This window comes from Staphylococcus sp. HMSC067F07 (assembly GCF_001837405.1).
Lineage (GTDB): Bacteria > Bacillota > Bacilli > Staphylococcales > Staphylococcaceae > Staphylococcus > Staphylococcus capitis.
The window spans coordinates 618,097-640,664 of the sequence record NZ_KV832234.1 but is presented as its reverse complement, the minus strand read 5'-3'; the positions used below and the strand labels follow the sequence as shown (position 1 = coordinate 640,664).

Below are 22,568 nucleotides of genomic sequence, written 5' to 3'. Positions count from 1 at the left end.
ATTATAATTTAATTTCGATGTCTACACCTGAAGGTAAGTTTAAGCCCATAAGAGCATCAACTGTTTTAGGTGTTGGGTTAACAATATCGATTAAACGTTTGTGAGTACGTTGTTCGAATTGTTCACGAGAATCTTTGTACTTATGCACGGCACGAATGATTGTATAAACTGATTTTTCAGTTGGTAACGGAATTGGTCCAGAAACATCTGCACCAGAACGTTTTGCAGTTTCAACAATTTTCTCTGCTGATTGATCAATCACACGGTGATCATAAGCTTTTAATCTGATTCTGATTTTTTGTTTTGCCATAATTTTCCCTCCTTGTTCGTCTACATTTAAGTGATAGACTTCTCCACGAAAACTATCTCACACAACGCCATGGCAAAGCGGCCGGGTGTGTCAGTAACCTTTCGCTTCATCGCTTTTCATAAAGTCCAACATTAGATATGTTACATGAAAAACACCGATAAATCAAGGTTTTTCAGCAACTTTCTATATATCTGTCTAACACATACTTGATTATTGTACTTGAAATAAAGAGCATGTTCAACCGTTTTATTGAAATTTTTTACTTTTATTTTAGTTCATTTCCTAAACGGAAACATATTAATATATTTATAACGTTAGCTTTAATATAATAGGAAGAGAATAGGAGTGATTAGATGAAAAACGGAGTTAAAATGACTTTAGCAATTTCAGGGGTTTTCCTTATCGTTTGTGAATTTTTCTATGGGATTCCTTTTTTAGGTGGTAGTGTCATTTTAAGTTTTGGTTGGCAACCATTATTACTTAATGCTTTTCTCTATCTTATTATTACAATTATCTTACTTGTAGATACTCAAAATTCTATTAAACCAATGGTTATTATACCGATTTTAGGTATCGTAGGATCATTTATTGCATTTATCCCAGTGGTTGGTATGGTAGTACATTGGATTTTATTCTTCTTAATGATATTTTTTGTATTCATTGTTTTATCTGCTCCAACTTATCTACCAAATAAAGATGCTCGAGTAATCTACACTCAATATAAGAACGATAATAGAGAAAAAGAAGAAATTCATAGATAAATATCACTTATAATAGTAGAAAAAGGTCGGCCCATATATGGGTCGACCTTTTTTATTATTTATGAACAAACACAAAGTAAAGTATAAATAATGCCATGAGTACATACATAATAGGATGTACTTCTTTATGTCTTTTGGTGATAACCATTGTAAGTGGATAGAATATAAATCCACACGCAATACCTGTAGCAATTGAATATGATAAAGGCATCATAATAATGGTAATAAATGCAGGAACCGCAACTTCAAATCGCTTCCAATTGATTTCAGCAAAGTTAGAAGCCATTAACACACCTACAACTACTAAAGCAGGCGTAGTCACAGCACTTGTAACCACTTCGATAAGTGGACTAAAGAATAGTGCAAGTAAGAAACAAATACCAGTTACAATACTAGCAAAACCTGTACGGGCACCTACCGCTACACCTGATGTAGATTCTATGTATGAAGTAGTAGTTGTTGTACCAAAAATTGCTCCCACAATCGTAGCAAGTGAATCTGAGAAAAGCGCTCTTCCTGCTCTAGGTAATTTATTATCTTTCATGATACCAGCTTGTGTTGCAACAGCTACAAGTGTACCTGCCGTATCAAAGAAGTCAATGAATAAAAATGTTAAAATGACGATTAAAAATTGAACTGTGAATAATTGACCAGGATCTTTAAATGATTCAAACGCTACACCAAAAGTTGGTTTAATACTAGGAATATGACCTACAATTCCTGATGGAGTATGGATTTGACCTGTAATCATACCTACAATCGCTGTAATAATCATCCCTATAAATATAGAACCTGGTACTTTTTTAGCGTATAAAATAACAGTAATTATAATTCCAAATATCGCTAATAATACTGGCGCTTTAGTTAAGTGACCAAGTGTAACAAGTGTTGAATCATTTTTAATAATGATTCCAGAACTTTGAAGTCCTACAAAGGTGATAAACAATCCTATACCTGCTGAAACAGCCATTTTCATCTGATAAGGTATAGCATTAATAATGATTTCCCTTAATCCTGTGGCAGTTAAGATAGCAAAGAACACCCCAGAGAAAAGTACGCCGGTTAAACCTACTTTCCATGGAATTCCCATTGTAAGCACAACAGTAAATGCGAAGAAAGCATTTAATCCCATTCCTGGCGCTAAGGCTATTGGATATTTAGCGATAAGTCCCATAAATAAAGAACCAACGAAAGCAGCTAATGCAGTGGCAACAAAAATTGCTCCTTGGTCCATTTTCATATCGCTAGAAACACCTTTTACCCCAGCCAAACTTAAAACTTGAGGATTTACGGCAAGGATATAAGCCATAGATAAAAACGTCGTGATACCACCTAAAATTTCATTTCTATAATTTGTTCCATGCTTATCGAACTGAAAGTATTTTTTCACGGTAAATGCTCCTTTATTTGAAATACTTTAATATTTTAATACCTAAATTCACAAAAAACAATACCAAAAACGAACCTTTGGTTATATTTATATTTTTTCGTTCGCTATTTTTTAAAGTTTTAAATTTTTTAAAGCGTCTTTAAATGGATTATTATCTATCTCTTCTGTATTATTCATATATTTCTTCATTTCTTTACGTGAAACTTTACCGTTAGTTTTCTCTTTCATACGCTTATTCATTTGAGCTTGTGTTTCAGAATGACCACAAACACATCTGTATACTGCCTCTTTCCCTCTTCCAAATAAAGTCATTTTCTTCTTACAATTAGGACAACGCGCATTCGTTTTACGTTGAACATTTTTCTTAGTTTTACAAGAGGGGTCTTGGCATACAAGCATTTGACCATTTTTAGTTTTTACTTTGATCATGAACTTACCACATGTAGGACATTCGGTCGTAGTTAAATTATCATGTTTATATTTTTGTTCACTATTTTTAATTTTGTCTACAATTTGTTTAGTGAAGTCTCTCATTTCGTTCATGAATTTCTGAGAGTTATATTTCCCTTGTTCAATAAGAATCAACTTTTCTTCCCACTGAGCAGTTAAAAGAGGTGATGTTAATTGATCAGGCGATAACTCTAAAATTTGTTTACCTTTAGATGTAACTTTGATTTTACCATCTCTTGATTCAAGTGCATTCATATTAAAAAGCTTATCAATAATGTCTGCACGAGTTGCAACTGTCCCTATTCCTCCAGTTTGTTTAAGAGTTTGAGCATACTTTTTATTACTAAAATTAATATAATTTTGTGGATTTTCCATCGCTTTTAATAGAGAACCTTCATTAAAATAATCAGGTGCTTTCGTTTCATGTTCATGAATATTCACTTTTTGAACTTTGAACTTAAGATTTTTAGTAAATCGATGTGATGATGTTTGACGTAATTCCTCTTCTTTAAGTGCCTTAAAACCTAATTGTTTAGGAATGTTTTCTTTCAATGTAAAGATTAAATCTTTTATACCAAAGTTAATCACAACATTTTCATATTCGTAAGGTTTCATTAAAGTTTCTAAAAATCTTTGAACAATAATTGTATAAATTTTTAATTCTCGTTGACTGAGTTGATCAAGTGATGGTCTTACTTCCGTAGGTATAATGGCATGGTGATCTGATACTTTTCCATCATTAAATATATTCATTTTAGGTGAAAATGACTGACTCATAAGTTCTCGCACATGGGCTTTATATTCAGTAGCGAGTAAGGCTTGTAAACGTTCCTTAATCGTATCCACCATATCATTCGTTAAATAATTAGAGTCAGTACGTGGATACGTCACAATTTTATGTCTTTCATATAAGTTTTGTAATGTATTTAACGTGTCCTTCGGTCCCATTTTAAAACGTCGATACGCGTCTTGTTGTAAATCCGTTAAATTATATAACATTTGTGGGTACATTTTCTTATGCTTAGTTTTTATATCTAATATTTTGCCTTCTTGGTTTTTTACTTGTTGTGCAAGTGCTTCTAAACCTTCTTTATTTTTATAACGTTTATTTGAATCTAATTGAAAGTCGTACCCATCTACCTTAATTGATAATGTATAGTACTTCTCAGGTTGGAAATGATTAATTTCTTCCTGTCTAGATTGCACTAATTGTATAGTTGGTGTTTGAACACGTCCTAGTGATAATTGTGCATCATACTTTGTTGTCAGCGCACGTGTGGCATTAATTCCTACAATCCAATCCGCTTCACTCCTCGCTAATGCTGCCTGATAAAGACTATGATATGCACGTCCATCTTTTAAATGTTTAAAACCGTTCTGAATGGCCTTCTTAGTTACCGAACTAATCCATAACCGTTGAATTGGTTTCTTGTTGCCAACTTTATCAAGTATGAGCCTTGCGACAAGTTCCCCTTCTCGCCCCGCATCAGTTGCTATAATGATGTTGTTCACCTTTTTATCCATTATTAATGATTTTACAGTTTTAAATTGCTTACTCGTTTTACCAATAACAATAGTCTTCATATGTTTAGGTATAATAGGTAAATCCTCAAGTTTCCATTCTTTATATGAAACATCATATTGTTCTGGTGTTGCATTTGTGACTAAATGGCCTAATGCCCAAGTCACGATATACTTTTCATTCTCAATATATCCATTCTTTTTCTGCTTGATATTTAATGCCTCAGCTATATCTCGAGCTACCGAAGGCTTTTCAGCTAATATTAAGGATTTCATGATAACTTCCCTTTCTGAAAATGAATTTGACGTTAGCTTAATTTTTACAATAATAATTTTTGAATCGTAAAGAAGAACTCTCTCAAAATATTTTTTCAAAATTAAACTTATTCATTGAATAGTATTAGTCATATTGTAACATGTGTATCTATCGATAAACTTTCATTTCTCTATAAATATAATATAATTGAAGAAAGACTATAAGAGGCGGAGGTAGAATGATGAATATCGTTCAATTGCGTGAACCACAAGAAATAAAAGCATTTATAGACTCATCTCGTTACCTATCAACATCTTATTTATATAAACTACCTCAAGAATATGAGGATTTTGACACATTATTAAATGAAGCTATTACTCATCCAGGCGTGATTGCAATGACTGAAAATAATCAAATTCAAGCGTTGATACTTGCTTTCTCATATGATAATCATCGGTACAAAATAATAGGACCATTTATTGCACAAGACTTTACTTTGACTGATAATCAATTCAAATTACTGTTTGATAAATTGATAGAACAACAACCGGATGAATCCATATTCAACTTTTCATTTGAAGAAGGTGCACAAGAATATAAAACCTATATGAAGACAATCCATGCTAGTTATAATTTTACTGATTATTATTTGGAAGCACAAAAAGACCTTGGAGATCATTTTAATAATCAAAATATCATCGAATATCAAAAAGGTTTTTATCGTGCATTTAGCAAATTACATATGATGACCTTTAAACATAACGCAATGACTCCGGATGAAATTATAGAATCACTAGATGAACATAATCGATTATTTATATTTGTAAGTGAAGGTCTATTGAAGGGGTATTTATACTTACAAGTCGATACTGAACGCAACAATGCCGAAATTAAGTACTTTAGTTCCCATATGGATTATCGACTCAAAGGGATTGCTTTTGATTTACTTGAGTATGCTTTGAAATACGCTTTCGAGCATTATACTATTCACAAAGTCTACTTTAAAATACGTAATAAAAATAGCAAATTGGTTGAACGTTTCAACGAGTTGGGCTTCCAAATTAACTATGAATATAAGAAATATAAATTTGAACCTAGACATTTGCACCAGGATTTCTCAAGTTGATTAGTACACTTTCACATAATTAATTTTATACTTTAACCGTAAACGACTGTTTATAAATATCTTGTATACATAGAGTGTTTATAGACTTAACTTAGTTTACGGTTTTTTTATTAGACATTTCTCAAACTTTTACTCTGAGTTGTCATTCGTAAGTTTTTGTTTTTTACTTATCAAATTTTTTGATTTAGAATAATTTCAAGTGTTAAAGAGTACACTTAATAAAGTTTTTTAGGAGAGTGAGTAATAAGTGCAATTTTTAGACTTTCTCATCGCACTATTACCAGCCCTGTTTTGGGGTAGTGTTGTAATTATAAATGTGTTTGTAGGTGGTGGACCCTACAATCAAATCCGTGGAACGACTTTAGGTACTCTAATTGTCGGTATCGGTTTACTACTAACTGGTAATGCTGCTTTTGATAATTTAACAGTTATTATTGTAGGTTTAATCTCTGGTGCGCTTTGGGCCTTTGGTCAAGGTAATCAGTTAAAATCTGTCAACTTAATAGGCGTTTCAAAGACGATGCCTATTTCTACAGGAATGCAACTTGTTGGTACTACTCTATTTAGTGCCATTTTCTTAGGAGAATGGAGTACCATGGTTCAAGTTGTAATGGGCCTCATCGCAATGGTTTTACTAGTGGTTGGTATTGCTCTAACATCACTTAAAGCTAAAAATGAAGGCACATCCAATAATCCAGAATTCAAAAAAGCAATGGGTATCTTGCTTATTTCAACTATTGGTTACGTAGGCTATGTTGTTCTTGGAGATATTTTCGGAGTCAGTGGTACTGATGCCCTATTCTTCCAATCAATCGGTATGGCCATCGGTGGATTTATTCTCTCTATGAATCATCAAACTTCTATTAAATCTACTGCATTGAATTTAATACCTGGTGTAGTATGGGGTATTGGTAACTTATTTATGTTCTACTCACAACCTAAAGTTGGTGTAGCCACAAGCTTCTCATTATCACAATTACTTGTTATCGTTTCTACTTTAGGTGGTATCTTTATTTTAGGTGAGAAAAAAGATCATCGCCAAATGATTGGTATATGGTCAGGTATCATTGTGATAATCATCGCATCAATTATTCTAGGTAACTTGAAATAAAACGTTAGGGGGACGTAAAATGTTTAAAGAATTAGAAAACAAAGTAGTTGTTATTACTGGAGCTGGTAGTGGCATTGGTAAATCATTTGCCGAAAACTTTGGGAAAGCTAAATCTAAAGTAGTATTAAACTATCGCTCTGATCGTCATTTAGATGAAATAGATGAACTAAAAAATACGATTCAAAATGCTGGCGGACAAGCTATTGCAGTTCAAGGTGATGTTGCTGTAGAAGAAGATGTTAAAAATCTTGTTCAATCAGCAGTTGATCAATTTGGTACATTAGATATTATGATTAACAATGCTGGTTTTGAAAAACCAATCCCAACACATGAAATGTCTAATGCTGAATGGCAAAAAGTCATAGATATTAACTTAACAGGTGCATTTACAGGTTCTCGTGAGGCGATTAATCAATTTCTTAAAGAAAATAAAAAAGGTGTCATAATCAATACCTCAAGCGTTCATGACACAATTCCTTGGCCTAACTATGTCAATTACGCTGCAAGTAAAGGCGGATTAAAGTTAATGATGGAAACTATGTCAATGGAATATGCTCAGTATGGTATTCGTATCAATAATATTTCTCCAGGCGCCATTGTCACTGAACATACTCGAGAAAAATTTTCTGATCCTAAAACACGTGAAGAAACGTTAGAAATGATCCCAGCACGTGAAATTGGTGAAGCTCAAGATATTTCAAACGTCGCATTATTTTTAGCCTCTGATTTAGCAAGCTATATTCATGGTACAACTATTTATGTTGACGGTGGTATGACTAATTATCCAGCATTTATGGGTGGTAAAGGATAACCCCTTTTAAAATTCACACTCAAAAAAGCATGCGAAGACTTTTTTATAAGTCATTCGCATGCTTTTTTCATACATTGCTATTAGATTTTATTTTTCAAAAATGAATGAACAAACAACTAAACAAAAAGTGCTTGATAAACATATAGAATAACAATACTAATTATTATAGTTAAGTTAGTGACCATCCCAACAAATGGCAACGTCTTATACTTAAATTGAATGGAGTAAGGTATGATAGCTACACCTACTGGTAAGAGCCACGTAATTAATAACGTCGTCTTAATCATTGGATCTGATACCGGTAAAAAGAAATGTACAAGTGTTCCTGCTACAATAGCTAATCCATAATGTAAGCAAAGATACTTAATGGTTACAGGTAAGTATTCTCTATCAATGCTAAAGCTCAACATAACACCTAGTAATATCATAGATAATGGCATATTAGCTTTAGAAAGAATGCTGAAGAAGTCTATAGCTGGCTTCCATATATGAATATTAGACATATTTAGTGTAAACATAACGATATATGTTACTAATGGTACAGACTGAATCAATTTCTTCCCTAAAAATTTAAAATTGAATTGGTCTCCACCTTCACTGAAATAACTTCCCACAAAGTATGTCAAACCGAACATAATCATTGCCCCACCAATATCAGCCATTCCAAAATATACCATACCTTTTTCTGGCCAAATAGCATTAACTAAAGGATACGCGAACAGACCGATATTCATTGAACCTGTCATCATTCCTACAGAACCACGCATTTGGTTACTATACTTCCTAAAGAACCATATCACAATGATTTTGGCAACAATACCATAGACTATCATCATGATTGGTAAGATTGAGAATGACATATTTAGGTCAGCACTATTTAAGTTAACGATGACAAGAGAAGGTAATGTGACGTTTAATACAAGCGTTGAAAGAACTTTACTATCAGTTGCTTTTAAATAATTAATGCGCTTAAGAAAATAACCGAGCGCAATAAGTAATATAATCATGACAAATTGTTCAGTCACATCTATACCTTCTTTCTCTGGATTTTCATTTTTACAGTTGATAACTTTAACATATTTCTCACAATTTTTAGAAGCGTCTTGTTTCGTGATATAATCTAATTTAAATATAGTTACTAAACAATTTCAATGATAAAAGGAGATTTGTTTCTATGGATTTAGAATCTAAATTAACAGAACTAAAATATGATTATGTACGATTACAAAATGATTTAGATAAAAAGGAATCGCTTAATCAAAATGTTGATCCACTACTAAAACAGCTAGAAGATATTGAACAACAAATTTCTGACATTCGAGCTAAAATGAATGAGTAATTTAATGGTAGACAGAAATTTAAAATTTAGTTATTACAAATTAAATGTTAGACATAAATGAGAACAAGACTTTTCTTTAATCATTTATTGACAATGAGCATATTCAAATTAACTTACATATGAATTATTAAACATCCTAGTCATCAATTTTTGAACGTGCTAATATATAATTCGTAAAAGAAAGGATGTCCCAGATGCAATTTTATCTAATTTTGTTGCCCATTTTATACTTAATTGTCGCATATATTAGTATTTTTAAAATGCACTCGATTTTCACGAGAATTTTAAGAATTATTATGGGTATTTTATTATTGTTCGTCGTTGCGATTACGACGCTACAATTTCCGAAAGAAAATTGGTGGGTATTTATCGTGTTATTACTCCTAGTTGGTAACATTGAGGTTACAGGCTTTAAAGAACTTAAAGGCGATAAAAAAGGTGTTAACATTTTAAATATCATTTCAATTATTTTGATAGTAATTTATGTAATTTTAACGCTATTTTTATATTAAAAAATATGAAAATCGACTTAGGCTATAATATGAGGATGCCTAAGTCGATTTTTTCTATTTATTATTCCATTTTCTAGAAAGTTTATTCTTTAGGGTGAACAAGATTTCGTAAATAACTGGAACGACGATGAGTGTCAATATTGTTGAAGAAACTAAACCGCCTATTACAGTAGCTGCCAATCCTTTTGAAATAAGAATTGAACTATCTTGACCAAATAATAATGGAATTAATGCACCAATTGTTGCTATTGCAGTCATTAAAATAGGTCTGATACGAGTGCCACCCGCTTCAATCAATGCTTCTTTCATTTCCAAACCATTCTTCTCATTGTTTATTACTCGGTCAATTAAGACTATTGCGTTAGTTACCACAATACCTATAAGCATCAACATACCAATTAAACTTGGTACGGAAATTGTTTCGCCAGTTATAACAAGAGCCAATACAACACCTACAACAGTAAATGGTAATGAGAAGAGTATTGTAAATGGAGCTAGGCCACCTTTGAAAGTAATGACAAGTATTAAATAAACAATAATAATAGCAGCTAACATAGCTATAGCTAATTGAGACATCGCCGTATTAATATCATCTGTCGCACCACCAACATTCATTTTAACGTTGTTCGGTTTATGAATATCATTTAGTTGAGACATGACTTCGCGAGACTTACCTCCGACATCTTTATCAAAAACTTTACCTGTCACAGTCGTTGCATAGTCTCCATCTTCTTGCGTTAACTTACTTGGTGTCGTAGTTTTCTGTAATGAAGCTATTTTACTTAATTTAATTGTTCCACCTGTTGGTTTTTTCAATTCTATATTATTCAGTTTCTTCGGAGACCAATCAGTTTGCTTATTCTGTTTAACTTTAACATCAATTTTCTTGCCTTTATCTTTAACTGTAGTAATTGTCTTTTCAGGCAAGTTCTCATTAAGATTCATAGCTAATTGACTTGCCGAAATACCATTATCTGCAGCCTTATTCTGATCTACTTTAATTTCATATTGATCATATGTTTGTGATAAATCGGATTTAACATTTACGATACCATCAATATTTTTCATTTTCTTCTCGATATTTTCAACCGTATCTTTAATTGCTTCTGGTGAAGGACCTTTTACAGTCACTTCTATTGAATCATTACCTGCACCAGTTCCTAAATCCTGATTTTTCCAATCTCCTGGTTGCTTAAACGTCTCAATGTGTTTAAGCACTTTATCTGGTTCCTCATCAAAGTGAGGTGTATTTGAATCATATTTAACCATAATTGCCATACTATTTGTGCTACCTGTTGGATCTTGAGGTGTCGGTCCTCCAACAGAATATTGTACGGTTTGAACTTTATCTTTACTATCTAAGTATTTTTGTACTTCCTTCGCATGATTTAAAACTGACTTTTCAGTTTCGCCGGGTTTGGGCGTATAAGTTAATGCTAAGAATTTATTATCTCCCGATGAAATATAGCTTGTTCCTAATGTTGTCGCACCTAACCCAATACTACCAATCAGAATCACTATACTAATCACAATGACTATCCATTTATGATTGAGTGACCATTTTAGTATTCGTCTATATTCTTTGCTAATCACACCTAAACCTTCACGCTGACGCTTCGTTTTCACACCTTTTCTGAAAAGTGTAGAACCTAAAGCCGGCACAACTGTAATGGAAACAAGGAGTGACGCTAAAAGACTAAATGTGATTGCCAGCGCAAATGGTCTAAACATTTCACCGACGGAACCTGATACAAAGACAAGTGGTAAAAATACGACAATTGTCACTAAAGTAGAGGACATGATAGGTTTAAATACTTCAGTTGTCGCATTTATTATTAAATTTTCACCTTGCATTGTCTCATTGGAATCTGATAGTCTACGATAAATATTTTCAACTACGACGATAGAGTCATCAATCACACGTCCTATTGCGACAGTTAATGCACCTAATGTCAGAATATTTAATGATACATTACTTAACTTTAAAGCCACCATGGCTATTAGAATGGACAATGGGATTGATACTACTGAAATAGCTGTTGTTCTAATATTACGTAAGAATAGAAGAATTACTATAATAGCTACAATCGTACCTAGAGCTGCTTTTTCTACCATGGTATAAAGGGAATCTTCAATGGGTTTAGCTGTATCCATCGTCTTCGTTGATGTCATAACCTTATTATTCTTAACAAATTCATCTACTTTTTTCTGGACTTCTTTGGCAACTTGAACAGTATTAGCATCTTGAGATTTCATAATTTGTAAGTTAACTGCGTCTTTACCATTCGTTTTAGATATTGAAGTTCGATTATCTCCTACAGAAATGTCAGCTAAGTCTTTTAAGCTTACTGATGGCATTTTCCCATTACTACTTGCCATTTTTGATCCTGATTGCGAAGAGTTGGAATTTTCTTTAGGCATTAAGCTCTCATTATCAGAATCGCTACTATTATTAGAATCATCACTACTTTGATTGCCTTGTCCTGCTATAGATAAAGGAATCTTTAGATTTTTTAAAGCATTAACTGATTTAAATTGACCGTCAACGACAAGCGATTTATCAGTTTTACCAAATTGGAATAACCCTAACGGTGTTTCACGAGTAGCAGTTTTTATGTAATTTTCGACATCATCAGCAGTTAACCCTTTATCATCTAGAGCATCTTGCTTAAATTTAAGTGTTACTTCACGATTAGTTTGACCATTTAATTGAGCATTTTGAACACCATTAATCGTTTGTAATTTAGGGATAAGTTGTTGATTAAGCTCTTTAGTTACATCTTTTAAGTCATGTTTATTACTTGTAAATGAATATGCAACGATTGGAAAGGCATCCATAGAGTTTCGAGTTAATTCCGGATCTCCCACTCCGTCTTTAAATTTAATTTTATCAATTTCTTTTTTTAGTTGTTCTTCAGCTTTATCCATATCTGTGCCATCATTATATTCAACTGTTACAATTGATGCATTCTGTATGGATTCTGTCTTCACACTCTTTACATAAGCCAAGGAACGTACTTGATTATCTATTTTCCTACTAATTTCATCTTCAGTTGATTGAGGGGTAGCACCAGGCATAGTAGTTTGAACAGAAATCATCGGATTCTCAACATCTGGTAAAAGTTCGAGTTTTAATTTTGCACTCGAATAAATCCCGCCTAAGATGACTAAAACAACCATTAAAAATATAGCGAATTTATTACCTAGCGAGAACTGTAATAATTTTTTAATCATTCTAGTATTCCCTTCTATATTAAAAATTATATTTAGTAAAAAAATCTGAACGATCTAGTTGAGTCACAGAAGCGTTCAGATTTTTGTTGCATTATTTACCTTTTAGTTTACGTGATAATTTAATCTTAGCCTTAGTTAAACGAGGTTTTACTTGTTCAATCAATTGATATAGCGGTTGATTAAGGACATAATCAAATTCACCTATTTTTTCACTTAAGTATGTGCCCCAAACACGCTTAAATGCCCATAATCCATAATGTTCTGAATCTTTATCTGGATTATTATCAGTTCCACCAAAATCATACGTGGTAGCACCGTGCTCTCGAGCATACTTCATCATTTCGAATTGCATATGATGATTTGGTAAGAAATCACGGAAATCATTTGAAGAGGCACCATATAGATAATATGACTTATTACCTGCGAACATCAATAATGCACCCGATAAATAGATGCCATTTGGATGTTCTTTTTCAAGCTCTGTTAAATTCACTTTTAGTTCATGCGTTTTCTTAATTTTATTTTCAGCATCGTTTATTTTATTTAATGTTTTTTTGTCTTGCTTTTTCTGTTGTAGCTTTTCTTTTTCTTTTGAAAGATTATCTAAGTCTTTATTAACTTGTTCTAAAACTGGCTTAGGTTCTAATTTCACTAAGAAAAGTTCTGCATCTCCATCTTCATGTAATGCATCATAAATATTTTCAAAGTAACTAATATCACGCGTTAAGAACCCATCTCGTTCACCTGTAATTTTCATCAAATTAGCGAAAGTTTTTAAGCCCTCACGTCCAGTACGTTCAACTTTAGTACCTCGTTTAAGTGCTAAACGTACTTTAGAACGATTGCGTCGTTCAAAACTTTGGATAAGTTCATCGTCAGATTTATCGATAGGCGTAATCATTGTCATTCTAGGTTGGATATAATCCTTTGATAATCCTTCTTTGAACCCTTTATGTTTAAATCCTAAATCACGAAGGTTTTTTAAAGCCTCTGCGCCTTTATCAACCTCAACGTCAGGATCAATTTTGATTGCATAAGCTTTCTCTTCTTTAGCTACCTGTTTAGCAATTTCCAACAGTGTCTCTAAAGCTTCTTTATTATTATAATCAGTTACAAAACCTCTTGATATATAGCATAAAGTGAATGGTAATTTAGGTATTTTTTTGAATAGTAATTGTCCTACACCTTTAATTTCACCATTTTCACCAACCGCAATTCGTCTTGAGTACCATCCAGTTAATTTCTTAGTATCTGCCCATTTAGATAATTGCAGTAAGTCGCCATTTGGATGAGATTTTACAAATGCGTCATGTTCTTGATTAGTGATATTCATCTTTTCCATGCTTTATAATATCTCCTTTATTTTACAGTAATTTTAATTATACATCCTAACCTTGATACTGTCGATTAAGGACGTTATAAACCTTTTAGTTATGTCTATACAGTGTTGCTTGTTATAATGATGATTATTATTAGATAAAGAGGTTTTCTTAATGAGAAAAGTCATTCTATTCTTATTTATCATTTTAAACTTATTAGCTATTATAACATCGTTAGCTCAACCGCTCACTGTATCAAATTTTAGTTTGAGAGTAATGTTTGTAGCATTATCATTTGTTTTATCTATTTTCTTCTCACTTATAAGAACATCTCGTTTTGACACTATTTTAAGTATGATTTCAGTAATCATTGCATTCATTCACATTGCAATCATTGCTCAAAGTACTTATGAATACCTATATTAATTTATAGGTTCAAAGCGATATTTTGCACCTCTAATTATTATAGAATATGGTGATGTGGCTTCTGAATCTTTAATTACTAGAGTGTGATAGCCTGGGTCTTTTCCATCTTCAATTCTAAAAAGGATATCATCATCCGCTAAAATGAGGTCAGTATACGTATCAGTTTCATCTACAACTTTCATGTCATACCATTTGATCCAATTGTCTACTGTTAAGTTGCGTTTTTCACTACTCACAACAAGCGTTTCTATTGAAAATTGCTTCTGATACAAGTCTTTTAAACTTTCATTTTTATATGCTTCACTCTCATCCCATTGAATGAAGAATGGAGGTTTAACATTATAGCTAGGATCTGCTATATATAAAAGTTGCCATCCTACTTTATCCCCTTTTTTATTTTCCCTTTCCATACGAATAGGTCCTATGACATCAATATTTTTCTTTTGTAAAGTTGCTTTAACTTCTTCTATGTCTTTAGTTCGCAAACAAATTGTCTTGAACCCTTGATTAAAGTCATCTTGGGCTATTTTAGTAGCAAATGAGACACGTCCCTCTTCTGTTTTAGCTACTTTCTTAAGTTTTTCTTTATCTTCAACATCTAACAATTCAATATAATTACCATTAATATAAGATAACTGGTTATACGTACCAAATTGATGATGTTTCCCACCATTATGTAACTTTAATAATTTCCCAGGAAATTCAAATTGATTGAGTTGATTAATGTAATGAATAATGTGATCAAACTTAAGCTCCATCAACCTTCCCCCTCTACCTATAATTAATTTTTATTTTAACAAAAAGCGTGCCATTTTACTTTAAATATCTAAAAGAATAAAAAGGTATTGCAATATTCATATATTAGTTATATAATATTTCTTGCGTTCAAAAAGGTTAGCCAAGCTAACTAAATATCATGAATGAGGTGCTATTAATGTTAAACAATGCTTTCTTCAATAGTTTTATAGGTGTATACAGACCATACACAAAATTAACTCAACCGATTTTAGATAAACATGATATTCATACTGGGCAATGGCTTGTTTTAAGAGACATAGCAAATTTTCAACCAACCACATTAGTAAAAATTTCTAATCGACGTTCTATCGAAAAACCAACTACTCGTAAAATAGTTAAAGTACTCCTTGATAACAAATGGATTAGTACAGAACAAGGTAGTGATAAGAGAGAGAAATTACTAAGACTAACCACTGAAGGACAAGCCATGTTTGAAACTATAAATAAAGAAATTTCGGTAATACAAAAAGATATTATAAAGAAAGTAGGCTTAACAGAAGCACAACTAACAGAAATTACAAAAGTTATGTCTCAAATACATGAGACACTTATTAAGGAGGAAAAATAATGAACGAAGCGATACCTACTAAAGATCCCATATTTACTAAAAGCTTTAATCTCAATTTTGTAATTAACTTTTTCGTTTATTTATGTATGTATCTTTTGATAGTAGTCATAGCTGGTTATAGTAAAACAGAATTTCATGCTTCTGATTCACTTGCTGGGCTGGTCGTAGGTTTATTCATAGTTGGCTCACTTATTGGACGATTTATCACAGGAAAATACGTTAACTCTTTTGGGCCAAAAAAGATACTCATTTTCGGATTAATTTGTTTAATCATTACTCAATTACTTTACTTCATTCCGGGTTCAGTGTGGTTCTTGATGATAGTAAGATTACTTAACGGTATTGCTACTGCAATCGCTACTACCGCAACAGGTACCATTGCTGCTTACGTGACACCAACTACACGTAAAAGTGAAGGAATTAGTTTATTTTCTTTAAGCTTAGTTTTGGGTACAGCGATTGGTCCTTTCTTCGGCATGTTGCTAATGAATTCATTTTCAATTCAAATTCTATTTATGATTTGTGTAATATTAGGAGTATTGAGTGGTTTACTATCACTCTTTATAAAAATTGATTTTAAAAATGTTGCATCTAAAAATGATACGTCTAATCGAAAAACATTTATTTTGGGGAATTTTATCGCAAAAGAAGCAATTCCTGTTGCGATTGTCATGATGTTAATTGGTGTCACATACGCTGCGATTCTCACTTACTTACAAGCATTTGCAGTTGAGAGAAACTTAGTAACTGCCGCAAGTTACTTCTTTATATTTTATGCAGTGGCCTCACTTGTGACACGCCCAATTGCAGGTCGATTAATGGATGATAAAAATGAAAATGTAGTTGTTTATCCTGCATTTATTTTCTTAATCATAAGTTTTGCAATGTTAATGTTTAGTTTTGATGGCTGGGTATTACTCATTGCTGGTATTGCATTAGGTATCGGGTATGGTAACTTATCTTCCTCAATGCAAGCCATTGCAATTAAAGTATCACCTTCAACGAAGTACGGTTTAGCTACATCAACTTATTTTATCGGTTTAGATATCGGTATTGGCTTCGGACCATCATTCCTAGGCCTTTTCACACATATGATTACTTATAGTCAATTATATGGCATTATGGCAATATTAGGCATAATTACGTTATTTATTTATTTTGTAGTTCATGGTCGTAATGTTAAGCATCAATCGATTTAATAGGTTTTAAACTATAAAAGCGCCTATCCCTTATATTTTGGGATAGGCGCTTAATCTATTAATTAGCAATACTAATTGTTTCAATTTCACCAGTCATTTTATCTAATAATTTCTTTTGTTTAGCATCAAAGAAATAGAATACTTGTCTTTCATCTGTTTCAGAACGTAATTTAGAAATTAACTCTTTTTTGTAAATCTTTCTTATAATTACATCAATTTTACTTGTATCCCATAACATTTCAAAATGTAATGTATCACGGAGTTCTTTACCACTAATCTTAGTATCTGCATAAACTTTGTATAAAACCACAAATTCTTCAATCGAAATGCGATAAGTCGTCTTTAACCAATGTTTAAGTTGACTTAATTCTCTTTCAGATGCGATAAAACGTTGTACTTTGTTACTCATAATAAAATGCCTCCTAATGTTGATTCTTAGATGTTATGTTTGCATTATAAAATTCAATTGCTTAACTTTATTATATAACAAAGTTTGCATTTAATCTATTACAAATATTAAAATAGCGTCTAAATCTTGTTAAGAATTTAAACATTTTAAACAATCAGTTATATATTGAAAGGCATATAAAATATCTAAATAGATTTTGCTATAGCTATGTTACATAATTAAACGCTTTAAAATATAAACATTTAAAATTAAAACAACACACAATAGTTAATTTGAAGCTATAAAGCGAAAATCGCCAGACTCTAAAAAGTTTGGCGACATAAAATGAGGAGTTAATAAGGAATTCCAATCTTTTTTGACTAGATACAGTTTTCTATGAAATACTCTGTTGGTCTGGCTACTATCCTCCGATATAATTCATATTTATTTTTTTACGTTTGCGATTAGCAACAGTTTGTTCTGTTCGTTCATCAGAATATCGGTCATCTCGAATATGCCACAGCGCTTTGAATTGTTCTTTTAATTCTTCATCTGTTGCTCCAGATCTCATGAATGATTTAACGTTAAATCCATCCACAGTAGCAAATAAACATCCGTAAAATTTACCATCTGATGAGAGTCGTGCTCGAGTACATGTAGAACAGAATGATTGAGACACACTAGTTATCAAACCAAACTTCGCTCCGTTATCATTATGCCTATAATATTTAGCAACTTCTCCAAAATATTTAGGTTCTAGTGGCTCAATATTAAAATGTTCTTCAATCATATTTAGCATTTCATCTTTGGTAACAACTTTACTAAAATCCCAGCCATTGTCATTACCAACATCCATAAATTCTATAAATCGAATTTCAATCTGCTTATCTTTAAAATAGTCTATCATTGGTATGATTTGGTCATCATTCACACCTTTTTGTATGACGACATTCACTTTAACGTGAAATCCGATTGAAACTGCATAGTCTATTTGTTCTAAAATAGTAGAAGCTTTAATATTACGGTTATTAATTGCTTGGAAAACCTCATCGTCAATCGCATCTAAACTTACATTGATGCGACGGAGTCCTGCATTATAGAGATTTTGGCCATGTTTCTTTAAAAGCAAGCCATTTGTCGTTAAGCCAATATCCTCAATACCCTCAATCTCATTGAGCTGTTCAATCAATTGATATAAATTACGACGTAATAAAGGTTCGCCTCCAGTAATTCTAATCTTTTTGACACCTAATTCAGCATAAATACGTGATATACGAGTCATTTCTTCAAAAGTTAGTAGCTCTTCTTTAGGTAAAAAGACAAAATCATCTCCAAATATCTCTTTAGGCATACAATAATCACACCTAAAGTTACATCTATCTGTGACAGATAACCTTAAATCACGTATAGGGCGGCCTAATTTATCTTTAATTTGCTCTACTACCATATTTGGGCCTCCTTAATTTCTTATCTTCGTTTTTAGAGAGTCCAAGTCTTGCTGATAGTTAATATTATCGTACCAATAATGAGGAGAATGAATTTCAGAAACGTCTAACCAGTCAGTGGATAATTGATTGTACACATGTCGCAAACTATAGTCATCTGATTGCAAAGCTGCCTCTATCGTTTTCAATGCATGCGGACTATAAAAGGCAATCGTGGGTATTTTTGTTTCTGCGTCTTTAAAAGCCGCAATATCTAAGTGATCCTCAATGAGATGAGAAATCATAAACTGATATAATCCACTTATAGCTTTACTTGTAATCATAGGTGTATCAACTGAAACTACAAAAAATAATTCCTCATTAGAATATTGTTTCATTACTGAATAAATTCCTGCTAATGGGCCCTTATTTCTACTATTATTATCGTCAATAACAACGTTTTGATGTTCAAATAAAGGCGCTAATTGTTCATTGGTGCTAATAATAACCTCGTTAAACATATTTGTTGAAGTCAAAGTGTTTATGATTTTTTTATAAAATGGTTGCCCTTCTATTTCTGCAAATGCTTTAGGTTTACCAAAGCGTTCAGAATGACCACCTGCTAATATCATTGCTTTCACTAAACTTAACCTCCACTAACTGGTGGAATAAGTGCTACAGTATCTTGAGGTTGTACAATATCATCTTTTCTGACAAACTCCTCATTCACTGCGACTTGAAATTTTTTACTTTCAATTTCCGGATGTTGTTCAAACAGATATGCTTCAAATTCTTGAACTGTCATCGTTTTTTGAGTATCTATCTCTTCAGATGATTGATTCAAAATTTCTTTCAATTCTGCGAAGTAAAGTACTTTCATAATGTTCTCCCCCTCTTCGCTTCTTGATGGGTACCCTTTTGGTGGCCTTGCCACTCTTCACCATCTTCCCAAATTTCTTTTTTCCATATAGGAACAATTTCTTTTATGCGTTCAATTGCATACTCATTTGCTTGATAAGCATCTTTTCTATGTGGTGAAGATACCGCTATAAGCACTGCGATATCAGAAATTTGTAACGGTCCGATACGATGCACAATTGTAGTTATCGTGCCGGGCCAACGTTGCTTAATTTCATCGCCAATTTGGGCTAGTTTCTTCTCTGCCATAGGAGTATAAGCTTCATATTCTAGATATTCTGTTCGAACTCCCTTTGTCCATTCTCTAACATGACCAGTAAAAACCACAACTGCACCTTGATGTTCATTAAGTGTGTAATCTCTGTATAGCTCAGTTTGAATCGGTTCAGTCACGATTTCAAATTGCTTCATTAATTTTTCAATCCTTCTATCTTAATCAATTCTAACAATGCAATCTCAAATTTTTCATAAACATTTGATTCGTTCAAATTGATAGTGAAACATACATTGGTTAGCTTAGATAACATTTCTAAGTCGCTATCATCTCTATATACAACAACTTTTTTGAACGGTTCTTCTTTAAAACCTTCTACCAAGATGATATTACAATCAATTGTAACAGATTCTTTAATAATATCAGTAAGATTCTGTTTACTTATACGTGTTACTGTTTGTTGAAATGTTTCACCTTGTACAATGCTTTGATCAGCGCCTGCATTAAAATGTTTCATATGATCAACGTCATCATTTTGCAGTGTAATATCATTACCCAAATGGCCATGATGTTTAATTGTCGCTACAGTAAATCCCTTTTCTTTTAGAAATGAAACCGCATGTGCCATTAAAGTTGTCTTTCCTGAATTTTTATATCCTACAATTTGTATAATCACAACAACAATTCCTCTTCAAACGCATTGGATTCTGTAAGTATTACATCCACCGTGTGCCCTGCTTTGAATCCTCGTGTTCCACTAGGTAACATAATCATCGCATTGGCATGTGCAATCGCTACAACAGCACCTGATTTATTAAAACCTGAAGGGACAACTGTAGTACCTGAAGGTGTTAAAGTCGCTTTAGCTCTGATAAAACGAGTAAAAGGATTAGGCTTAGTAAAATCTTCCATAAGTGTTGCTTTGATTATTTGAGGATAACACTCACTTGCGCCTATCAATTTATTAACAGCTGGTTTAACGTATAATTCAAAACCAGTAAAACAAGCTGAAGGATTCCCAGATAAACCAAATAAATATTGTCCATTACTAAATGCGATTGTTGTAACACTTCCTGGTCTTTGAGCAACCTTATTAAATAAGACATTTGCATCTATCGCTTTATATATTTCTGGTAGATAATCGAAATCACCTACTGACACACCACCTGTAGTAATGACGATATCATGTTGAGATAAAGCATCTTTAACTACTTGAATGCTACTTTCCAAATTATCCTGTTGTAATTGATATGTGCCTACTTCTAAACCAATTTTTTTAGCTAACGCTTTAATCATAGGTCCGTTTGAATTTCTAATCTTACCAGGTTCTAATTCATCTTCTACATCTAACAACTCACTACCTGTCGCTATAATTGCTACACTTGGTTTAATCGTTACAGGAACTTGTGTATAGCCATACGTTGCTAATACTGCAATCGCACCAGGATTAATATGTTGTCCTTTTTTAAGTACGATATCTCCAGTTGTCGTTTCTTCGCCTTTTAGTGATATATTTTCAAGATGATCAAACGGCTTACGTATAGTAAAAGTTGATTCAGATTCAATAGTTTGTTCAAACATCACAACTGCATCAGCACCCTCTGGTATTTGCGCACCAGTCATAATACGAACCGCTTGATTTTTCCCTAAAGTCTTAGTTGAGACTGAACCCGCTCCTATATGATCGATAACCTCAAATTCAATGCGATGTTCACCGCTAGCATCTTTAGAATCTTCACTACGTATGGCGAACCCATCATATGGTGACTTATTAAAACGTGGAATATCATACGTTGCAACAATATCTTCTGCAAGAACATGCCCCAAACTTTCATCTAAATCCACTTTCGTAGTACGAATCGACACATTTTGTTTCATTATGCGAGAAATCGCTTCTTTTACTGGAATAGGATTTCTTTTTTCAACTGGCATATTTTCATCTCCAAAAATAAATTATTTTCATGATATACTAAATCCTGCTAGGAGGAATAGTATGAATAACTTTACACATATAAACGAACAAGGGAACGCTAAGATGGTTGATGTTTCTGACAAAGAAGTAACTAAACGTCAAGCACGTGCCCATTCAAGTATTACTGTAAATGAAACGATTTATAGGCAAATTATCGATAATACTAATAAAAAAGGTAATGTACTCAATACTGCACAAATAGCAGGAATTATGGCTGCTAAAAACACATCTACAATTATACCTATGTGCCATCCTTTACCTCTAACAGGTATAGATGTCAATTTTGAATGGGATACATCTCAATCACCTCACTATATATTGAATATCACTGCAATTGTTTCAACAACTGGTAAAACGGGCGTTGAAATGGAAGCACTCACTGCCGCATCAGCAACAGCTTTAACTGTTTATGATATGACTAAAGCAGTCGATAAAGGGATGGTCATTGGTCAAACCTATTTAGAATCTAAGTCTGGTGGTAAGTCTGGTGACTATCAAAGAAAAGTATGAGAAATACTTTC

Annotated in this window: 24 protein-coding genes; 10 read left to right on the top strand and 14 right to left on the bottom strand. The window is 32.6% G+C overall.

All coding sequences use genetic code 11. The features are described from left to right. Position 1: 1 nt before the first annotated feature. Positions 2-310 (bottom strand): 30S ribosomal protein S10, encoded by a 309-nt coding sequence (rpsJ, locus tag HMPREF2706_RS06325; RefSeq protein ID WP_001118667.1) that lies wholly within the window; start codon positions 308-310, stop codon positions 2-4. Between the two features lie 353 nt (positions 311-663). Here rpsJ and HMPREF2706_RS06320 point away from each other — a divergent pair, with 353 nt between their 5' ends. Next, entirely contained in the window at positions 664-1,071 is a 408-nt protein-coding gene (locus HMPREF2706_RS06320; RefSeq protein ID WP_049428254.1) for a hypothetical protein, read from the top strand. A gap of 55 nt (positions 1,072-1,126) precedes the next feature. On the opposite strand, the gene HMPREF2706_RS06315 is transcribed toward HMPREF2706_RS06320, so the two are convergent. Then, positions 1,127-2,461 carry an NCS2 family permease gene (locus tag HMPREF2706_RS06315; RefSeq protein ID WP_002432350.1) on the bottom strand — a complete coding sequence of 445 codons (1,335 nt, stop codon included), beginning with the start codon at positions 2,459-2,461 and terminating at the stop codon, positions 1,127-1,129. Between the two features lie 111 nt (positions 2,462-2,572). Then, a complete protein-coding gene (locus HMPREF2706_RS06310) occupies positions 2,573-4,708 on the bottom strand; it encodes a DNA topoisomerase III (RefSeq protein ID WP_049428256.1) in 2,136 nt (711 codons plus the stop codon). A 221-nt stretch (positions 4,709-4,929) separates the two neighbouring features. Here HMPREF2706_RS06310 and HMPREF2706_RS06305 point away from each other — a divergent pair, with 221 nt between their 5' ends. The 3 genes from HMPREF2706_RS06305 (at position 4,930) to HMPREF2706_RS06295 (ending at position 7,736) form a co-directional block, all read left to right on the top strand. Then, complete coding sequence (locus HMPREF2706_RS06305; RefSeq protein ID WP_049428259.1) at positions 4,930-5,814, top strand: GNAT family N-acetyltransferase; 885 nt, start codon at positions 4,930-4,932, stop codon at positions 5,812-5,814. A 247-nt stretch (positions 5,815-6,061) separates the two neighbouring features. Further along, positions 6,062-6,925 carry a GRP family sugar transporter gene (locus HMPREF2706_RS06300; RefSeq protein WP_070862267.1) on the top strand — a complete coding sequence of 288 codons (864 nt, stop codon included), beginning with the start codon at positions 6,062-6,064 and terminating at the stop codon, positions 6,923-6,925. A gap of 19 nt (positions 6,926-6,944) precedes the next feature. Next, on the top strand, positions 6,945-7,736 hold the full coding sequence (locus tag HMPREF2706_RS06295) for a glucose 1-dehydrogenase (RefSeq protein WP_002469711.1): 792 nt from the start codon (positions 6,945-6,947) through the stop codon (positions 7,734-7,736). A 116-nt stretch (positions 7,737-7,852) separates the two neighbouring features. Here HMPREF2706_RS06295 and HMPREF2706_RS06290 read toward each other — a convergent pair whose 3' ends face one another. Next, entirely contained in the window at positions 7,853-8,761 is a 909-nt protein-coding gene (locus tag HMPREF2706_RS06290) for an AEC family transporter (protein WP_070862266.1), read from the bottom strand. Positions 8,762-8,910: 149 nt separating this feature from the next. On the opposite strand from HMPREF2706_RS06290, the gene HMPREF2706_RS12225 reads away from it, so the two are divergent. Both HMPREF2706_RS12225 and mspA read left to right on the top strand, forming a co-directional pair. After that, complete coding sequence (locus HMPREF2706_RS12225) at positions 8,911-9,075, top strand: SE1832 family protein (RefSeq protein WP_002432795.1); 165 nt, start codon at positions 8,911-8,913, stop codon at positions 9,073-9,075. 194 nt (positions 9,076-9,269) lie between these two features. Next, entirely contained in the window at positions 9,270-9,587 is a 318-nt protein-coding gene (mspA, locus tag HMPREF2706_RS06285) for a membrane stabilizing protein MspA (RefSeq protein ID WP_002432960.1), read from the top strand. 54 nt (positions 9,588-9,641) lie between these two features. Here mspA and HMPREF2706_RS06280 read toward each other — a convergent pair whose 3' ends face one another. Next, on the bottom strand, positions 9,642-12,821 hold the full coding sequence (locus tag HMPREF2706_RS06280; protein WP_070862265.1) for an efflux RND transporter permease subunit: 3,180 nt from the start codon (positions 12,819-12,821) through the stop codon (positions 9,642-9,644). 91 nt (positions 12,822-12,912) lie between these two features. Further along, positions 12,913-14,163 (bottom strand): lipid II:glycine glycyltransferase FemX, encoded by a 1,251-nt coding sequence (locus HMPREF2706_RS06275; protein WP_037549993.1) that lies wholly within the window; start codon positions 14,161-14,163, stop codon positions 12,913-12,915. Positions 14,164-14,314: 151 nt separating this feature from the next. Here HMPREF2706_RS06275 and HMPREF2706_RS06270 point away from each other — a divergent pair, with 151 nt between their 5' ends. Further along, a complete protein-coding gene (locus tag HMPREF2706_RS06270) occupies positions 14,315-14,566 on the top strand; it encodes a hypothetical protein (protein WP_002432919.1) in 252 nt (83 codons plus the stop codon). Here the strand turns inward: HMPREF2706_RS06270 and HMPREF2706_RS06265 are convergent. Beyond that, positions 14,563-15,324, bottom strand: a complete 762-nt coding sequence (locus tag HMPREF2706_RS06265; protein WP_049428267.1) for a VOC family protein — start codon at positions 15,322-15,324, stop codon at positions 14,563-14,565. The two genes, HMPREF2706_RS06270 and HMPREF2706_RS06265, sit on opposite strands and share 4 nt — an antisense overlap. A 167-nt stretch (positions 15,325-15,491) precedes the next feature. Between HMPREF2706_RS06265 and HMPREF2706_RS06260 the strand changes: the two genes are divergently transcribed. Together HMPREF2706_RS06260 and HMPREF2706_RS06255 are read left to right on the top strand one after the other, a co-directional pair. Continuing rightward, on the top strand, positions 15,492-15,932 hold the full coding sequence (locus tag HMPREF2706_RS06260) for a MarR family winged helix-turn-helix transcriptional regulator (protein WP_176746162.1): 441 nt from the start codon (positions 15,492-15,494) through the stop codon (positions 15,930-15,932). Continuing rightward, the gene (locus tag HMPREF2706_RS06255; protein WP_070862263.1) at positions 15,932-17,131 is read left to right on the top strand and encodes an MFS transporter; all 1,200 of its coding nucleotides are present in this window, start codon (positions 15,932-15,934) and stop codon (positions 17,129-17,131) included. Before HMPREF2706_RS06260 ends, HMPREF2706_RS06255 begins: the two co-directional genes overlap by 1 nt. A gap of 58 nt (positions 17,132-17,189) precedes the next feature. On the opposite strand, the gene HMPREF2706_RS06250 is transcribed toward HMPREF2706_RS06255, so the two are convergent. The 7 genes from HMPREF2706_RS06250 to glp form a co-directional block, all read right to left on the bottom strand. Beyond that, positions 17,190-17,540, bottom strand: a complete 351-nt coding sequence (locus HMPREF2706_RS06250) for a SarA family transcriptional regulator (RefSeq protein WP_002432752.1) — start codon at positions 17,538-17,540, stop codon at positions 17,190-17,192. A gap of 400 nt (positions 17,541-17,940) precedes the next feature. Continuing rightward, entirely contained in the window at positions 17,941-18,966 is a 1,026-nt protein-coding gene (gene moaA / locus HMPREF2706_RS06245) for a GTP 3',8-cyclase MoaA (protein WP_037549999.1), read from the bottom strand. 12 nt (positions 18,967-18,978) lie between these two features. Continuing rightward, positions 18,979-19,584 carry a molybdenum cofactor guanylyltransferase MobA gene (gene mobA / locus HMPREF2706_RS06240; protein WP_037550001.1) on the bottom strand — a complete coding sequence of 202 codons (606 nt, stop codon included), beginning with the start codon at positions 19,582-19,584 and terminating at the stop codon, positions 18,979-18,981. A gap of 5 nt (positions 19,585-19,589) precedes the next feature. Beyond that, positions 19,590-19,823 carry a molybdopterin converting factor subunit 1 gene (gene moaD / locus HMPREF2706_RS06235; RefSeq protein WP_002432537.1) on the bottom strand — a complete coding sequence of 78 codons (234 nt, stop codon included), beginning with the start codon at positions 19,821-19,823 and terminating at the stop codon, positions 19,590-19,592. Further along, positions 19,820-20,272, bottom strand: a complete 453-nt coding sequence (locus HMPREF2706_RS06230; RefSeq protein ID WP_037550003.1) for a molybdenum cofactor biosynthesis protein MoaE — start codon at positions 20,270-20,272, stop codon at positions 19,820-19,822. The genes moaD and HMPREF2706_RS06230 overlap by 4 nt, the downstream gene beginning before the upstream one ends. Next, entirely contained in the window at positions 20,272-20,751 is a 480-nt protein-coding gene (mobB, locus tag HMPREF2706_RS06225) for a molybdopterin-guanine dinucleotide biosynthesis protein B (RefSeq protein WP_002432705.1), read from the bottom strand. Before mobB ends, HMPREF2706_RS06230 begins: the two co-directional genes overlap by 1 nt. Further along, entirely contained in the window at positions 20,748-22,007 is a 1,260-nt protein-coding gene (glp, locus tag HMPREF2706_RS06220; RefSeq protein WP_070862262.1) for a molybdopterin molybdotransferase MoeA, read from the bottom strand. Before glp ends, mobB begins: the two co-directional genes overlap by 4 nt. 61 nt (positions 22,008-22,068) lie before the next feature. On the opposite strand from glp, the gene moaC reads away from it, so the two are divergent. After that, positions 22,069-22,557: a cyclic pyranopterin monophosphate synthase MoaC gene (moaC, locus tag HMPREF2706_RS06215; protein WP_049428275.1), complete on the top strand. Its 489-nt coding sequence runs from the start codon at positions 22,069-22,071 to the stop codon at positions 22,555-22,557. The last annotated feature ends 11 nt before the right edge of the window (positions 22,558-22,568 follow it).

Bases quoted from the DNA above. Each gene is read 5' to 3' on its own strand.
- HMPREF2706_RS06295 (WP_002469711.1), top strand. From the start codon at position 6,945: ATGTTTAAAGAATTAGAAAACAAAGTAGTTGTTATTACTGGAGCTGGT.
- rpsJ (WP_001118667.1), bottom strand. From the start codon at position 310: ATGGCAAAACAAAAAATCAGAATCAGATTAAAAGCTTATGATCACCGT.
- moaD (WP_002432537.1), bottom strand. From the start codon at position 19,823: ATGAAAGTACTTTACTTCGCAGAATTGAAAGAAATTTTGAATCAATCA.
- HMPREF2706_RS06305 (WP_049428259.1), top strand. From the start codon at position 4,930: ATGAATATCGTTCAATTGCGTGAACCACAAGAAATAAAAGCATTTATA.
- HMPREF2706_RS06320 (WP_049428254.1), top strand. From the start codon at position 664: ATGAAAAACGGAGTTAAAATGACTTTAGCAATTTCAGGGGTTTTCCTT.
- HMPREF2706_RS06280 (WP_070862265.1), bottom strand. From the start codon at position 12,821: ATGATTAAAAAATTATTACAGTTCTCGCTAGGTAATAAATTCGCTATA.
- moaC (WP_049428275.1), top strand. From the start codon at position 22,069: ATGAATAACTTTACACATATAAACGAACAAGGGAACGCTAAGATGGTT.
- HMPREF2706_RS06310 (WP_049428256.1), bottom strand. From the start codon at position 4,708: ATGAAATCCTTAATATTAGCTGAAAAGCCTTCGGTAGCTCGAGATATA.
- HMPREF2706_RS06250 (WP_002432752.1), bottom strand. From the start codon at position 17,540: ATGAGTAACAAAGTACAACGTTTTATCGCATCTGAAAGAGAATTAAGT.
- moaA (WP_037549999.1), bottom strand. From the start codon at position 18,966: ATGGTAGTAGAGCAAATTAAAGATAAATTAGGCCGCCCTATACGTGAT.
- HMPREF2706_RS06255 (WP_070862263.1), top strand. From the start codon at position 15,932: ATGAACGAAGCGATACCTACTAAAGATCCCATATTTACTAAAAGCTTT.
- HMPREF2706_RS12225 (WP_002432795.1), top strand. From the start codon at position 8,911: ATGGATTTAGAATCTAAATTAACAGAACTAAAATATGATTATGTACGA.
- glp (WP_070862262.1), bottom strand. From the start codon at position 22,007: ATGCCAGTTGAAAAAAGAAATCCTATTCCAGTAAAAGAAGCGATTTCT.
- mspA (WP_002432960.1), top strand. From the start codon at position 9,270: ATGCAATTTTATCTAATTTTGTTGCCCATTTTATACTTAATTGTCGCA.
- HMPREF2706_RS06270 (WP_002432919.1), top strand. From the start codon at position 14,315: ATGAGAAAAGTCATTCTATTCTTATTTATCATTTTAAACTTATTAGCT.
- HMPREF2706_RS06230 (WP_037550003.1), bottom strand. From the start codon at position 20,272: ATGAAGCAATTTGAAATCGTGACTGAACCGATTCAAACTGAGCTATAC.
- HMPREF2706_RS06265 (WP_049428267.1), bottom strand. From the start codon at position 15,324: ATGGAGCTTAAGTTTGATCACATTATTCATTACATTAATCAACTCAAT.
- HMPREF2706_RS06275 (WP_037549993.1), bottom strand. From the start codon at position 14,163: ATGGAAAAGATGAATATCACTAATCAAGAACATGACGCATTTGTAAAA.